This window comes from Bacillus sp. X1(2014) (genome assembly GCF_007678255.1).
In genome coordinates, this window is sequence record NZ_VEED01000001.1 from 41,062 (window position 1) to 55,033 (window position 13,972).

At 37.3% G+C, this 13,972-nt stretch carries 15 protein-coding genes and 1 riboswitch; of the genes, 5 read left to right on the plus strand and 10 right to left on the minus strand.

Features of this window, described 5'->3' with window-relative positions; translation table 11 throughout:
• Positions 1 to 8: 8 nt before the first annotated feature.
• A riboswitch (Lysine riboswitch) is annotated at positions 9 to 200 on the plus strand.
• Positions 201 to 305: 105 nt separating this feature from the next.
• Positions 306 to 1,787 (plus strand): amino acid permease, encoded by a 1,482-nt coding sequence (locus tag FS608_RS00225; protein WP_144547013.1) that lies wholly within the window; start codon positions 306 to 308, stop codon positions 1,785 to 1,787.
• 84 nt (positions 1,788 to 1,871) lie between these two features.
• On the opposite strand, the gene FS608_RS00230 is transcribed toward FS608_RS00225, so the two are convergent.
• Positions 1,872 to 2,096, minus strand: a complete 225-nt coding sequence (locus FS608_RS00230; RefSeq protein ID WP_144547016.1) for a helix-turn-helix domain-containing protein — start codon at positions 2,094 to 2,096, stop codon at positions 1,872 to 1,874.
• A gap of 158 nt (positions 2,097 to 2,254) precedes the next feature.
• Here FS608_RS00230 and FS608_RS29995 point away from each other — a divergent pair, with 158 nt between their 5' ends.
• Positions 2,255 to 2,428, plus strand: coding sequence for a hypothetical protein (locus FS608_RS29995; RefSeq protein WP_180230150.1), 174 nt, complete (start codon positions 2,255 to 2,257; stop codon positions 2,426 to 2,428).
• A gap of 47 nt (positions 2,429 to 2,475) precedes the next feature.
• Here the strand turns inward: FS608_RS29995 and asnS are convergent, their stop codons facing one another.
• Together asnS and FS608_RS00240 are read right to left on the minus strand one after the other, a co-directional pair.
• Complete coding sequence (gene asnS / locus FS608_RS00235) at positions 2,476 to 3,867, minus strand: asparagine--tRNA ligase (protein WP_144547019.1); 1,392 nt, start codon at positions 3,865 to 3,867, stop codon at positions 2,476 to 2,478.
• Between the two features lie 170 nt (positions 3,868 to 4,037).
• Entirely contained in the window at positions 4,038 to 4,919 is an 882-nt protein-coding gene (locus tag FS608_RS00240; protein WP_186328553.1) for an alpha/beta hydrolase, read from the minus strand.
• A gap of 197 nt (positions 4,920 to 5,116) precedes the next feature.
• Between FS608_RS00240 and FS608_RS00245 the strand changes: the two genes are divergently transcribed.
• On the plus strand, positions 5,117 to 5,347 hold the full coding sequence (locus FS608_RS00245; protein ID WP_144547025.1) for a hypothetical protein: 231 nt from the start codon (positions 5,117 to 5,119) through the stop codon (positions 5,345 to 5,347).
• A gap of 14 nt (positions 5,348 to 5,361) precedes the next feature.
• Here the strand turns inward: FS608_RS00245 and FS608_RS00250 are convergent, their stop codons facing one another.
• The gene (locus tag FS608_RS00250) at positions 5,362 to 5,826 is read right to left on the minus strand and encodes a GNAT family N-acetyltransferase (protein ID WP_144547028.1); all 465 of its coding nucleotides are present in this window, start codon (positions 5,824 to 5,826) and stop codon (positions 5,362 to 5,364) included.
• A 185-nt stretch (positions 5,827 to 6,011) separates the two neighbouring features.
• Between FS608_RS00250 and FS608_RS00255 the strand changes: the two genes are divergently transcribed.
• A complete protein-coding gene (locus FS608_RS00255) occupies positions 6,012 to 6,146 on the plus strand; it encodes a BA3454 family stress response protein (RefSeq protein ID WP_144547031.1) in 135 nt (44 codons plus the stop codon).
• Between the two features lie 48 nt (positions 6,147 to 6,194).
• Here the strand turns inward: FS608_RS00255 and FS608_RS00260 are convergent, their stop codons facing one another.
• A complete protein-coding gene (locus FS608_RS00260; RefSeq protein WP_144547033.1) occupies positions 6,195 to 6,815 on the minus strand; it encodes a DUF2238 domain-containing protein in 621 nt (206 codons plus the stop codon).
• A 121-nt stretch (positions 6,816 to 6,936) separates the two neighbouring features.
• On the minus strand, positions 6,937 to 9,276 hold the full coding sequence (gene helD, locus FS608_RS00265; protein WP_144547035.1) for an RNA polymerase recycling motor HelD: 2,340 nt from the start codon (positions 9,274 to 9,276) through the stop codon (positions 6,937 to 6,939).
• 416 nt (positions 9,277 to 9,692) lie between these two features.
• On the opposite strand from helD, the gene FS608_RS00270 reads away from it, so the two are divergent.
• A complete protein-coding gene (locus FS608_RS00270; RefSeq protein WP_144547037.1) occupies positions 9,693 to 10,226 on the plus strand; it encodes a YceI family protein in 534 nt (177 codons plus the stop codon).
• 83 nt (positions 10,227 to 10,309) lie between these two features.
• On the opposite strand, the gene FS608_RS00275 is transcribed toward FS608_RS00270, so the two are convergent.
• The 4 genes from FS608_RS00275 to FS608_RS00290 form a co-directional block, all read right to left on the minus strand.
• Positions 10,310 to 11,251 carry an ATP-grasp domain-containing protein gene (locus FS608_RS00275; RefSeq protein WP_144547039.1) on the minus strand — a complete coding sequence of 314 codons (942 nt, stop codon included), beginning with the start codon at positions 11,249 to 11,251 and terminating at the stop codon, positions 10,310 to 10,312.
• A 145-nt stretch (positions 11,252 to 11,396) separates the two neighbouring features.
• Positions 11,397 to 11,885 (minus strand): L,D-transpeptidase family protein, encoded by a 489-nt coding sequence (locus FS608_RS00280; RefSeq protein WP_144547041.1) that lies wholly within the window; start codon positions 11,883 to 11,885, stop codon positions 11,397 to 11,399.
• Between the two features lie 60 nt (positions 11,886 to 11,945).
• Positions 11,946 to 13,448, minus strand: a complete 1,503-nt coding sequence (locus FS608_RS00285; protein ID WP_144547043.1) for an aminotransferase class V-fold PLP-dependent enzyme — start codon at positions 13,446 to 13,448, stop codon at positions 11,946 to 11,948.
• A 143-nt stretch (positions 13,449 to 13,591) separates the two neighbouring features.
• A complete protein-coding gene (locus FS608_RS00290) occupies positions 13,592 to 13,927 on the minus strand; it encodes a hypothetical protein (RefSeq protein WP_395947227.1) in 336 nt (111 codons plus the stop codon).
• Positions 13,928 to 13,972: the final 45 nt, after the last annotated feature.

Below are 13,972 nucleotides of genomic sequence, written 5' to 3' on the forward strand. Positions count from 1 at the left end.
CATCAAACCGATGAGGTAGAGGTCGCGGTTTTTATTAGTAAAGAGGACGAGATGTGAGAGACATCCATGACTCTGCTTGAAAGGAAAAGCTGCCGAAGTGTACTTTTAACTCTTCAAAAAGTATGCTGGGTCTGTCTTCAAATAGGAACAGAACTGTCACGATTATTTCTACCAGTTAATCGTGTTGAGCTATCTTTCGGAAGGTATGATGCGGGGTATTGACAATGCCATCGATTATTCCTCGATGGCATTTTTTGTATTCCAAACTCCTTCTCGAAAAAAAGAAGAAAAGAGGAGTCAAGACTATGCAAACAGCTAGAGTATTAAAAGAGTCTGAATATACAAGTGATTTAACAATACAAAAAGCCCCATCGGAATTAAAAAGAGGGTTAAAATCTCGTCATCTCACCATGATTTCCCTTGGCGGAACGATTGGAACAGGACTTTTTCTTGCCAGCGGCGGCGCCATCCATAGTGCAGGACCTGGCGGAGCCATTTTATCCTATCTTGTTATTGGTGTGATGGTTTTCTTTTTGATGCAAGGTTTAGCTGAAATGGGTGCCTATATGCCCGTTGCAGGAAGCTTTAGTACGTACGCCACTAAATTTGTCGACCCATCCCTTGGCTTTGCGCTTGGCTGGAACTATTGGTATAACTGGGCAATTACAATTGCTGCAGAATTAGCAGCTGTAACGATGATCATGAAATTTTGGTTTCCAGATACACCGTCATTTATTTGGAGTGGTATCTTTTTAGTGATTATGTTTCTCTTAAACTACCTTTCTGTCAAAGGTTTTGGAGAGGCAGAATATTGGTTTTCCTTAATCAAAGTGGTAACCGTTATTATTTTTGTTGTAACTGGGACGTTAATGATTTTCGGTATCATGGGTAACGAAGCACCTGGCTTCAAAAACTTCACGATTGGTGATGCTCCATTCCACGGTGGGTTTTTATCGATGCTAGGCATCTTTATGGCTGCAGGCTTTTCCTTTCAAGGAACAGAACTTTTGGGTGTGGCAGCTGGTGAGACAGAGGATCCAAAGAAAGCCATCCCACGTGCAGTAAAACAAGTGTTTTGGCGTATTTTATTATTTTATATATTGGCGATTTTAGTCATAGGTCTTCTTATTCCTTATACAAACGACAATTTAGCAAATGGCGATGTTACTGTGAGCCCCTTTACTTTGGTTTTCCAAAAGGCAGGAATTGCTTTCGCTGCATCAATCATGAATGCAGTAATCTTAACTGCAGTTTTATCGGCAGGAAATTCTGGAATGTATGCATCCACCCGGATGCTTTGGGATCTAGCCCGCCAAGGTAAAGCCCCAAAATTTCTTGGTAAATTAAACAAAAGAGGCGTCCCAGTTAATGCGTTATTTGCAACAACCTTAGTGGGGACACTTGCTTTCCTTGCTTCATTCTTTGGTGACGGAACAGTATATGTCTGGTTATTAAATGCTTCCGGGATGTCTGGCTTTATCGCTTGGCTAGGGATTGCAGTATGTCATTATCGTTTCCGAAAGGCATTTATTGCCCAAGGTAAAGATTTAAGCTTATTACCATATAAATCAAAACTTTTCCCATTTGGTCCAATCTTTGCTTTTCTTGTATGTGGATTTGTTGTCTTAGGACAAAACTATTCAGCATTCATGGGTGATCATATCGATTGGAATGGAGTATTAGTCTCCTACATCGGCCTGCCATTATTCTTACTTGTATGGCTAGGATATAAATTCACTAAGAAAACTAAGATAATTCCTTTAAAGGAATGTGACTTAAACCATTAATTCCAATAGAAATAGTACGCAAAAATGCGTACTATTTTTTTGAAACAAAAAACAGACTCTATGTTGAGTCTGTTTTTTATGCTTCTATGCTTCTTTCTCCTCTGAAGACCAAATATATAAATCTTCAATCCGGCAATTCAATTCTTTGGAAATGGTCATTGCAGTATTTAAGTTCATTACTTTCTTTGACAAGTAGTCGTTGAGTTGAGTTTGAGGAATATTAGTTTTCCTTTCCAAACTTTCCAAGTCCATACCGTTTTTGGATAGTAATTCTTTGAGGTTACTTTTTCTTGCCTTATAATTTGTCAAAATGACACCTCACTTTCATTAAAGCATAACACATTACGTCTTGTTTTGAAAGGAAGTCGGCTTTAAGGTTTCAATCGGGGTTAATTATCCAATAAGATAGCAATGGGTTTAAGGATTTTATGATATACTAAATAAGGAATAGGTAAAGGGGTGTTAAATTGAAAAACTCAACCAATCTATACAAAAACGGACAATCAGTAAATATTATTGAAACTGGCGAAGTCGTCACCATTCTAAAATCACAATATGTAAAAAACATGAAAAGATACTCTTATATTGTTAAGGAACACCCGGAAACATTCTTTTTCGAAGAGGAATTAAAGGACCAATAATAATCAAAAAAGAGAAGACCAGTTCGAAACTGGTCTTCTCTTTTTATTTAAAACTCAGCATTCCCTGTTGTTCTTGGGAACGGAATTACGTCTCTAATATTAGTCATTCCTGTTAGATACATAATTAAACGCTCAAAACCAATACCATAACCTGAATGCTTCGTGCCGCCATACTTCCTTAATTCCAGGTACCACCAGTAATCTTCTTCAGTCATGCCAAGTTCATTTATTTTTCCTGCTAGGATTTCTTCACGTTCTTCACGCTGACTGCCACCAATCAATTCACCAATTCCCGGTACTAATAAATCTGTTGCAGCAACTGTTTTGTTGTCTTCATTTAGTCTCATATAGAAAGCTTTGATTTCTTTTGGATAATCAGTAACAAATACAGGTCGTTTAAATACCTTTTCACTTAAATAGCGTTCATGCTCGGTTTGCAAGTCAAGACCCCATTCAACTGGATAAGAAAACGTTTCACCGGACTCCCGTAAAATATCAATTGCTTCCGTATAGGTCACACGGCCAAAGTCCGCCGTATAGGCATTATTTAAACGGTCTAGTAAACCTTTTTCAATAAAGCTGTTAAAGAAATTCATTTCTTCTGGAGCCTGCTCTAATACATAGCCAATTACAAATTTCACCATTTCTTCAGCTAAATCCATAATATCTGGCAGTTCAGCAAAGGCAACTTCAGGCTCAACCATCCAAAATTCCGCCGCATGTCTTGCAGTATTAGAGTTTTCTGCTCTAAATGTTGGGCCAAAGGTGTAGACATTTCGGAATGCCAAAGCAAACGCCTCAGCCGACAACTGCCCGCTTACTGTCAAATTGGTTTCTTTGTTAAAGAAATCCTTGCTAAGATCCGTTTTGCCCTCTTCATTTTTTGGAAGATTGTCCATATCTAAGGTAGTTACTCGGAACATTTCCCCCGCACCTTCAGTGTCACTACCGGTAATAATTGGCGAATGAACATACACAAACCCTTTATCTTGGAAAAATTTATGGAGCGCATAGGATGCAAGCGATCTTACACGAAAAACGGCTGAAAACGTATTTGTCCTTGGTCGTAAATGAGCAATTGTTCGTAAGTATTCAAACGAATGCTTCTTCTTTTGCAATGGATAATCCACATTTGACGTACCTTCAATCACAATGTCAGTTGCTTTAATTTCAAAAGGCTGCTTTGCTTGTGGAGTATGAATAAAATCCCCTTTCACCCTAATAGATGAGCTGATTGGGAGTTTGGCAATTTCCTTAAAGTTCGCTAACTGTTCTTCAAATACAATCTGTACACCTTTAAAAAAGCTGCCATCATTTAATTCGATGAAACCAAAAGTTTTGGAATCACGAATGGTACGAATCCAGCCAGATAATTCTACCTTTTGATCAATATAGCTTTCGGTATTTCTGTATAAGTCCTTGATTAAGGCCTGTTTCATTGATTTTCCTCCTAAATCTTATGTAAAAAGGTAAAAACCTTCCATCCCGATTGGGACGAAAGGTAATATTCCACAATACTTTCATCGTTTCTTTTATCCCTTCAATATTATATAAAAATCATATCAAATTAGCAATATTCAACAAGATTTCCGTTTTAAAAGTAATTTTTTCAGCTCGTTGTCGATTCTTTTGAAAACTTGGATTTCTGTCCAGTAAATTGTACATTCAGCCATTCTATCCGGTCATAGAGGGCATCTTCACCGTTGGAAAATAAATGATTCGTATCATACCAACTGATTTTTTTAGGCGTGCTGGCAGTTGAATACAAAGAGGCAGCTTGGTCTCGACTGATGTATTCATCATTTTCGGCAAATTGGAAAAAGATCGATGCTGGCGAAGCATTTTTAACATAATGAATCGCATCCAACTTCTTAAGACTCGATATAAAATATTCAAATCGTTCAGGAGGTAAAAAGCCACGAATTAGCATGGCTACTGGATGTTCACTTGTCATTTGCATCTCTGACACTTGCCCATATCCTGAGATCAGAATAAAAGTTTTTATGCGAGTATCAATACCTGAAAGAATTCCACCCCACGCTGCCCCTATGCCTTGACCGACAAAAGCGATCTTGGAATTATCCACCTTTCCTAGCTCACTAAGCAATATGACTCCCCTTTTTATATCCATTACTGTTTGAATGTATTTTTGAATATCTGCCATTTCTTCAATCGTTTTTGTAAACTCGTTCTTTCCTTGTAACTTTAAATTTCCATTCCCTCTTAAGTATTGGGCTTCAATAAGCAGGGTAATATAGCCCTTGGTTGCTAGCATTTGGGCTTCACAGAAAAATGTTTTTCTATTTCCCTGACTTGGGTGCATATAAATGACTGCAGGAAGAGGGCCTAGTTTATCAGGTATGAATAGATAGGCAGAAACCTCGCCTTTGGAAGGGCTTTCATATTTGACATCATTAATGTGAAAACCATCTTTGGCAATTGATTTAACTACCTCAAATCCAGAAAGTTTTTCTTCCTTAAATTCAAACATTAACAACCGCCCCCGGGAAGATTCTTTATTATAATTTATTTGAATTTTCAGATTAATAGACCGTGTATCCATGATTCTTATAAAAAAACATAATCTCTAAAGTTTTTTATAAATTTTCAGAATATTAGCAGGAAACACGTTGCTTCTCGTCGAAATAGTAAAAAAATGTTATTTTTGATTATAGAGGAGTGTTAATTGTGGATAAGGTAACATGCATTGCCTACCTATTATACAAGTCATCTAAGAATCAAGACATTAAAGAAAAAGCAATCCTTTTGTTAAACGGAGATGTATCCATACGAGATTTAAAAAGAAATGCGTCTATTCAGGCACATGTGGTCATCGCAGAATCACTACTGAAAAAAAACCAAATCGACAAAGATCAAGTTCAACTCTTTGCGGAGCAATTTATGTATTTGGAAGTATAACTTCAAGTCAAAAGTTATTGTCCAATTTGTTTTTCATAACAAAAAATACCACTTCCATTTTTCATGGTTGCTGTATTATAATATGTAAATCCTAATGCTTCCCAAAAGCGTTGTGCTCGTTTGTTCTCTTTTAATACACCAATTCTAACGACTTTCTTACCTCGTTTCAGCATTTCATTTTCGTAGACTGCAAATGCCTGTGCACCGAACCCATATCCTTGATAATCACCATGCAGCAGTAATAGACCCAGCCACGGGTAATGGTCTTTCGGATTTTCTATTAAGTAATCAATTATTCCTATATACGTGTCATCTAACTTAATAAAAGCACTATTTGTATTAGGATTTAAGAATTCTTCTTCCATGTCAGCAAGTGTCCTGGCCTCTTTACCATTTTCAAAAATATTATATTTAGGATTCGAGTTAATCATCTCGAGTGCGATATATAACGTTTCTTTTTTAACCTCTTCAAAATACATTGAAATTAGAAACCTCCATTTTATAGTTTTTCTAATATGATTATATCAAAACTAAATACTTTAGAAATGTATGTCGAACAATTCATGTCATAATTTTTCAAATTGTTAAATACGTTTAATCGTTGTGTAATTTTTATTACATTACAAAACCAATTATTTTATTTATAGAAAAGGAGATTTTATTTATGGTACAAGTAGAAGTAACAGTAACTCTCGAAGGAAAAAGCTATTTAACAAACGTCATCGCCAATCGTGAAACTCCAGAGGATGAAATATTCCAACTTGCATTAGAACAAGTTCAAAAACAATGGAAGAAATAATAAAAAACCCAGCAGATGTGATTCTGCTGGTTTTTGATCCGTTTAGATTTAATCTCTCGTTTCAATTTTTTGAAGCTGGCGTGTATGGATGAAACGTAAAGTAATATAGGAAATAATACTACCAATTAACGCCAACAGCATGTCCCATTGGGTATCCCAGACATCCCCTTGCGTTCCAAGGAATGCCTCAGCTGCTTCTCCAGTCAACAAAGCCACAGTGAATTCAACTAATTCATAGGTTGCACTAATGGCTAAACATATGCAGATCACCGTAACGGGCAGCCATTTAGAATCGGTCAACGGAGAAGTTCTTATCAATAATTCACGGATAATGATCGCTGGAATAAACCCTTGAGCAAAGTGGCCAAGACGGTCATAATAATTACGATCCAAGTCCCAAATATCTCTAAACCAATTAAACAACGGCATTTCTGCATATGTATAGTGACCGCCAATAAATAAGATTGAAGCATGAACAAGGACTAAAAAATAAACAAGTGTTGTAAATTGAAAGAAACGATAGGTTAATAATAAGATAAATACACCAATAAGTGCCGGAATCACCTCTAGCCACCACGTGAAACGATCATGCGGATGAATTGCCGACCAAATAAGGACAATAGAAAAAAGTAGAATGAAAAGAATAAGACTTCGATGTTCCTTTAGCAAGTGTATACCTCGTTTCCTAGTTTGTTGTAGATAGCATGTATAAAAGGTGGTAAGAAAATACTTTTATATGAACTAAAAGAAACTGTATGTTTCTACAACGAGACATACAGTTTCTTTATTGTTAGATTACACTTGTTTTTTCGAATAAGTAAGTATCGTTTGGCGTTTTTTCCATTAGAGGACTAATCCCTGATGTGGTAAGCAGATGCAGTTCATGCATGGCTCTTGTACAGACAGTATAAAATAATTTCCGTTCACTTTCTTCCTTGTATTGGGAACAATCGTACAAAATTACTGCATCAAATTCAATTCCTTTCGCTAGGTAAGAAGGAATGACAAGAATCCCTTTTTCATAGGAGATTGTTCCCTTCTCAATTAGATGCAATGAAATCTCGTTCTTAAGCGCACGATAGGCCCTTATGCTTTCATCAGAGGTCCTGCAAATAACTGCTATAGTACGATGTCCTTCATTTTGAAAATCTTTTATTTTCCTTACAATTAATCCTGTTCTACCATCCTCATCAATGACTGAAACTAACGGCTTTCTGCCCCTGCGGTTAAAGGGTTCAATCTTTTCCCCGCCCTCAATCAACGTACTGGTAAAGTCGACAATTTCCTTAGTCGATCGATAGGTTTTGGAAAGGACAAACGATTCGACTTCCTCCCCTGCTTTGACTTGGTTAGTTAGAACAGTTTCCGCACCGGTAGCACCAGAAAATATTGCTTGATTAAAATCCCCGAGCAATGTCATTTTGCTATAAGGAAATAGGGTTTGAATAAAAGCAAACTGAAATGGGGAATAATCTTGTGCTTCATCAATAAAAATATGCCGTATCGCCGTATTAGACTTACGCCCCTCAATTAAATCCTGGAGATACACATATGGTGTGGCATCCTCATATGGAATGACCTTCTCATTTAATTTATCCATCGTCTGTCTGCAAATTTTATTCCATTCAACCGGCAGGCTTTTATCCATATATTCAGCTTGCTTAAATAACTGGCAATAAACTCGTGGAGCATCAACAAACCGTAAACTTTTTACTCGAGTAAATAATGGCTTGAACTTCTCTTTTACGACCATTTCTGCAAGAAACTTTTGCTCCTGCTCAAAATCATCAAATGAATTACCGGAAAATTGATTCTTTTCCTGAAGCTTTTTGAAAGCCTCCATAAAATCTTCTTTTTCGAGGTATTGGATTTCATCCTCCACCCAACTTCTTGATCGCTCTTGTCTAACTTTTCGCTTTAGATCTCTTAACAACCATTCTTTAACAAGCTTCATTCGATTAGGTATGGTAATGTGATCCTCTAAAGAATAAAAATAATCATGAATCTCCTTTTTAGAAATTAATACATCTCCTCTAAATTTTAAATCCCTAAAAATTAGTCCCTTTTGAGATAAACCCTTCGCGTATTGTTCGATAATATTCTTAAAGTCCAAACTTGCTTTAAAGCGAATCCCCTCAACTCTTTCATGATAATCCTTTTCATCCTTCCCACTTAGCAAATACTCCATCTGGGTAAAAGGATCTTCCACATCAAATTCCTTCCCTAATCGAGAATTTAGATATTCCTGAAAAGTGGATTGCTGCATATTTTCTTCCCCGAGCTCAGGTAAAACTGTAGCAACATAGCTATTAAATAGCGGGTTAGGCGAAAATAACATAATATTTTCTGAATTTAAGGTCCCACGATAACGATAGAGCAGGTAGGCAACCCGTTGCAGGGCTGCAGACGTTTTACCACTCCCCGCAACTCCTTGAACGATCAATATTTTTGCACGTTCATTGCGAATAATTTCATTTTGCTCTCGTTGAATAGTAGCAACAATGCTTTTCATTTGAGTGCTCGCATTGTTTCCAAGGACCTCCTGAAGCATTTCATCCCCAATCGTGACCCCTGTATCAAACATCCCTTTAATCTCGGAGGCTTTAATAATAAATTGACGCTTTAAGCTCATTTCACCTTCAATCGTTCCTTCTGGGATTTTATATTGAGCTGGGCCTGGTGAGTAGTCATAATAGAGGCTTGATATGGGTGCACGCCAATCATAAATTAAGAAATTTTCATCATGTTCGTCCATCAAGGATGCAATTCCAAGGTATACCTGGTCCATCGCGGCTTCCCCTTTTTCAAAAAAGTCGATCCGGCCAAAGTATGGGGAATACTTTAATCTAGACAGTGTGTTAAGCTGTTTATCCAACTGTTTATGTGTCCGCTCACGTTCAGAGAGGAGTTCAACCTGCTGTTTAATACTCGCAGCTGTTTCAATTACATCATCAGGTTCATCTAAATTGACGGTTACGTCTTCCCAAAATTCCTTTCGAATCTCAAGGACATCTGCACCTACTTTTCCTGCATTTGATTTTAATTTATTTATTTTTTTATCGATTTCTTTTACCACTGAAGTGACTCTTGTTTGTTCCATTTGCCAGTCTTTGCTTAGTAAATCGCTCATCCAACCACTCTCCAGGTAAGTTTTGGTCAATTGTTGACAATTGAATCGAATTGTGTTAATGTTATAATAGGTATTTTTTAAACAATTGCATAATAAATAATTTATGCCAACTGTCATTTTATCATGCTGACTCAACATTTTCAAGAAGATTATCACTACGAATCAAAAACGCCTTTTGGGCGTTTTTTTTATTGTCAAATTTTACTTTACAGCACCGATAAATCTACAACCTCTCCCTTATAGAAAATTCATTCTGCCATTTTAACTTATAATGATAGTATTGGAAAAATCTTAAAAAAAATTAATAAAATCTAATTGACAATATGTTTGTCAGCAACATATAATTTATCTTGAATTAAGTTATTTAGATTTCAAGATAAAATAATTAAAAATAAACATATTGGAGGAATTCAAAAATGACTAAAACAAAATGGGCTCTTGATGCATCACACAGTAGTGTTGATTTTGCTGTTCGTCATATGATGATTGCAAACGTGAAAGGTACTTTCAACAAATTTGATGCGACAATTGAAGCAGATCCAACAGATTTAACAACAGCAAATATTGAATTTACCGTTGATACAGCAAGTGTAGATACAAGAAATCAGGATCGTGACGGACATTTAGTTTCTGCAGATTTCTTTGATGCAGCCAATCATCCAGCTATGACATTCCGCTCGACAAAAATTGAAAAAACTGACGATGGTGAATACAACGTTACAGGTGAATTAACACTTCGCGGAGTTACAAAACCAGAAACCTTTGCGGTTACTTTTGAAGGTCAGGGAAAAGATCCATGGGGTAATGAAAAAGTTGGTTTCAGTGCAGAAGGTACGATTAATCGTTCTGAATATGGCCTAGTTTGGAATGCTGCCCTTGAAACTGGCGGCGTCCTAGTAGCTGATAAAGTAAAAATCAACCTTCAAATTCAAGCAGCAAAAGCAGAATAATTAAGGGTAATTACAAATAGTTTTAGGCGTGAAATCACAAAGGAGTTCACGCCTGATATTTCTATTTGAATAAATATAAAAAACTAAACTATCAATCGATTTAGCTCTTCTTTCAAGAACTTAGCAAGCTCTAACATTCCAAATTTTCCTGCCTTTGCTTCAGCCTCCGAATTATAATTAGTATTTGTATTGATGTCATACGTATAAATTTCGCCTGCTCCATTACGAATAAATTCAATGCCGGCTACTTGAATCTGGTTAGCAGCAAGTACCTGCTCATACTTTTTAATAATCGGGTCTGAAAAACCATTAATGATTTCAAATTTTGGTTTCTCTTCCTTCTCTTCACCAACAGGGCAAAATAAATCCCCAATCTGGCAGGCATCTGCCGGGCATAATTGAAATCCTTCAGAAGTATCTACTTTGACTGCATATACGAATTTCCCACCAATAAATTCACAGCGCGTAATAAAACTCTCCGGTGCTTGTATGTAATCTTGAATTAATGTTACGCCGTCCACTGGTTCTTCAAAAGCAGGTCCTTCTACATAGTTTTTTAATCCCTCTAAGGATTGAAAAAGCTGAACGCCCAACCCTTTCCCTGCTCGGTTATGTTTTGTAATAAAAGGTTTATTCATAAATTCAACTGCCGCCTCAAGGATTTGCTCCTTTCCTACAGCTGCGATGGTTCGAGGTGTTTGGATTCCGTATTTATTTAGTTCTAAGTATTGAATAACCTTACTAACTTCCAGCTGAAGTGCGCGAGAACCATTAAAAACCTTTCGACCATGGGCTTCTAGCCAAGCAAGGACTTGTCCAGCAAATTCAGGTGCAAAACGGTGTCCTCTTGTATGCGAAGACGCGCTCATTCGGTTATAAAAAACTCCTTCTGGTGGTTCTTTTGAAAGGTCTAGACGTCCACTGTCTAGATGCCATTCTTCATAAGGCACACCTAGTTCGTCTAACCTCTTTGTAAGATGAATGGTCCAGTCGCTATTTTCATGGATGATATATACTTTTTTCAAAAGAAACGTCTCCTCTCGGCTAATGATTGCTTCCTTTATATTAAAAATTATAATTTTGATTCGTCTATTTGTGAAGATTGTGAGATAAAATAAACGAATTCTAAACAAATTAAAAAGGCTGATTCGAAAATCTGCCTTTTTTCACTTAAGGACGTATCATTACTCGAGTGCCATTGGGCACCATATCAGCCAGCTGCATGACATCCCGGTTATACATTCTTACACAGCCATGAGAGACCGCTTTTCCTATCGAACTTGGATTGTTGGTGCCGTGAATACCATAGCCCTGTTTTGATAAAGACAGCCACAATACGCCGAATGGTCCCCCGGGATTATATTGTCTATTAACAATCACGAAATCACCTGTAGGAGTATTCGTCAACATCTTCCCTACTGCAATAGGAAAAATTTTCACTAGTCTGCCATTGTTGTATAATGAAAGTCTTCGTTTACCAACAGATATTTGTATGGAATAGGGAATCGTTGAAGGCTCTGGCAGACCTGGAATTTGAATTTTTTGTCCCACATGTAAATGCCCGACCCCAGGATTAGCTGCATAAAGGCGTTGGAGACTTACGCGATAATTTGCAGAGATAATCCCCAATGTTTCCCCTGGCTTAACTGTATGAATCATAAGACCCCACCTTTCTCCTGACAGCATATGCCCAAACAAGTTTGCGGGTAACCTCATTCATTATTCAAACCGAAATAGCGGGGCCATGTCCTCCCTTTTGTGGTCGACATAAAAGTAATCATTACTTGCCTTATCATAAAGATATTCATTCTTCCATTCATTAATGTTTAAGGTGATTTCTCGTATCGCATTTATAAACAACATTATTTCTTCATTTGTCATAATTGGATGGATTGAGAACCGGACCCATCCTGGTTTCTGCGACAAGTCCCCCTCGTTAATACTCTTAGAAATTTGTATTGAGGAGGGTTTATCAATTTGAAGGAGATGATGCCCGTAGGTCCCTGCACAAGAGCATCCTCCTCTTACTTGAATTCCAAACCGATCATTGAGCAGGCGGACAATTAAATTGTAGTGAATATTTTCAATATAAAACGAAATAATTCCGAGTCGTTCGTTTTTATGTCCAGCCAATAAATGAACACCCGGTATTTCAACTAATTTAGGTAATAGAATACTTAACTGTTCCTTCTCTCGTTTCAATATATTATCCACACCCATTTGATTTTTCAAATTCAGGCATAGGGCGGTCCGAATCGCTTGCAGGATCCCAGGTGTCCCGCCATCTTCCCTAAGTTCAATTTCGGAATAATATTGGTGCCCGCCCCATGGATTCGTCCACTTCACCGTTCCACCCCCTGGATGGTCTGGAACATGATTTGAATAAAGTCGAGTATCAAAAACCAAAACCCCACTAGTGCCCGGTCCTCCTAAAAACTTATGCGGAGAGAAAAAGATGGCATCAAGTTTTTCCATGGGATCCTCAGGGTGCATATTAATTGTTACATACGGAGCTGATGCTGCGAAATCCACTAAGCAGATTCCGCCATGTTGATGCATAATTTTCGCTAATTGATGATATGGGGTTTGCAGCCCTGTTACATTGGAGCATGCTGTAAACGAACCAATCTTCAATCTTCTATTATTATAATGCTGAAGCATCTGGACTAACTGATTACAGTCCACATTACCATCCTGGTCTGGAGGCAAAATAACAACATCGCCTAATGTTTCAAGCCATGACGTATGGTTAGAATGATGTTCCATATGCGTAATAAAAATAATTGGCCGCTCACTCTCTGGAAGTGCCAGCCGCGATTTCCAGTGTTCATGTACTCTAATTCCTAATAATCTTTGAAACTTATTAATAACTGATGTCATCCCAAATCCATCGAGGATCAGGGCATCATGTTCATCGGCATTTACATGATCTTTAATAATTTGTTTGGATTGATTATATATTCCCGTCATCATTAAGCTGGTTATATTCGATTCTGTATGTGTATTGGCCATAAATGGGCCAAATACCTCTGAAATCTTCTGTTCAATGGGGCGATAAAGACGCCCGCTGGCCGTCCAATCCGCATAAACAATTTTCTTTTTTCCAAGAGGAGATTCAAATTCCTGGTTTATCCCAATCACTTGTGAGCGAAACGGTTGAAAATATTCCTCAAGGTTATCTGGGATTCGAAAGGTTTTGCTGCCAATCGTAGCGGTAATCATTGTTTCACACCTCACAATTAATCTTTTACTTCAATATATGCATGACATGGATGCACTGGTCCTTTAACTAGAGCCAAATAAAAAAGCAGCCGAATCAAAATGATCAGGCTGCCTAAGTATGTTATTGATGGATGTAGGTATTGTTAATAAGTAGTAATTTTCGATGATTCTTTTTTGGTTACTTCCTCAATCTTTTGAATAAACATTTGAAAAACACGCCTTTTCTCCTCTAAGTCCTTTATGTATTCCTTGAGCTGATTGTAGCTTTCTTCAAAAGGTTTATGGTACATGTCACGGATTTTTTCGATGATTTCTTCATTTACTGTCGATTGAATCACTTGCTTGGTAATCCCATATTTGTATGAATATACCTTTAATTCCTGTGCTACCTCATCATATTCATTCGCAATCTCATTTAAAACTAACGAAATATCATCCTTCCACTCGTCAAGTGACTTTTGTAAGTAGGATTTTGCCATTGTCTCTTCCATATAAACACCCGCCCTAATAGAGTCTAGATTATG

Excerpts from the sequence above, each read along its gene's own strand:
- helD (WP_144547035.1), bottom strand. The coding sequence starts at position 9,276 with ATGAGCGATTTACTAAGCAAAGACTGGCAAATGGAACAAACAAGAGTC.
- FS608_RS00270 (WP_144547037.1), top strand. The coding sequence starts at position 9,693 with ATGACTAAAACAAAATGGGCTCTTGATGCATCACACAGTAGTGTTGAT.
- FS608_RS00280 (WP_144547041.1), bottom strand. The coding sequence starts at position 11,885 with ATGATTCATACAGTTAAGCCAGGGGAAACATTGGGGATTATCTCTGCA.
- FS608_RS00255 (WP_144547031.1), top strand. The coding sequence starts at position 6,012 with ATGGTACAAGTAGAAGTAACAGTAACTCTCGAAGGAAAAAGCTATTTA.
- FS608_RS00290 (WP_395947227.1), bottom strand. The coding sequence starts at position 13,927 with ATGGCAAAATCCTACTTACAAAAGTCACTTGACGAGTGGAAGGATGAT.
- FS608_RS00285 (WP_144547043.1), bottom strand. The coding sequence starts at position 13,448 with ATGATTACCGCTACGATTGGCAGCAAAACCTTTCGAATCCCAGATAAC.
- FS608_RS00240 (WP_186328553.1), bottom strand. The coding sequence starts at position 4,919 with ATGTTTGAATTTAAGGAAGAAAAACTTTCTGGATTTGAGGTAGTTAAA.
- FS608_RS00250 (WP_144547028.1), bottom strand. The coding sequence starts at position 5,826 with ATGTATTTTGAAGAGGTTAAAAAAGAAACGTTATATATCGCACTCGAG.
- asnS (WP_144547019.1), bottom strand. The coding sequence starts at position 3,867 with ATGAAACAGGCCTTAATCAAGGACTTATACAGAAATACCGAAAGCTAT.
- FS608_RS00225 (WP_144547013.1), top strand. The coding sequence starts at position 306 with ATGCAAACAGCTAGAGTATTAAAAGAGTCTGAATATACAAGTGATTTA.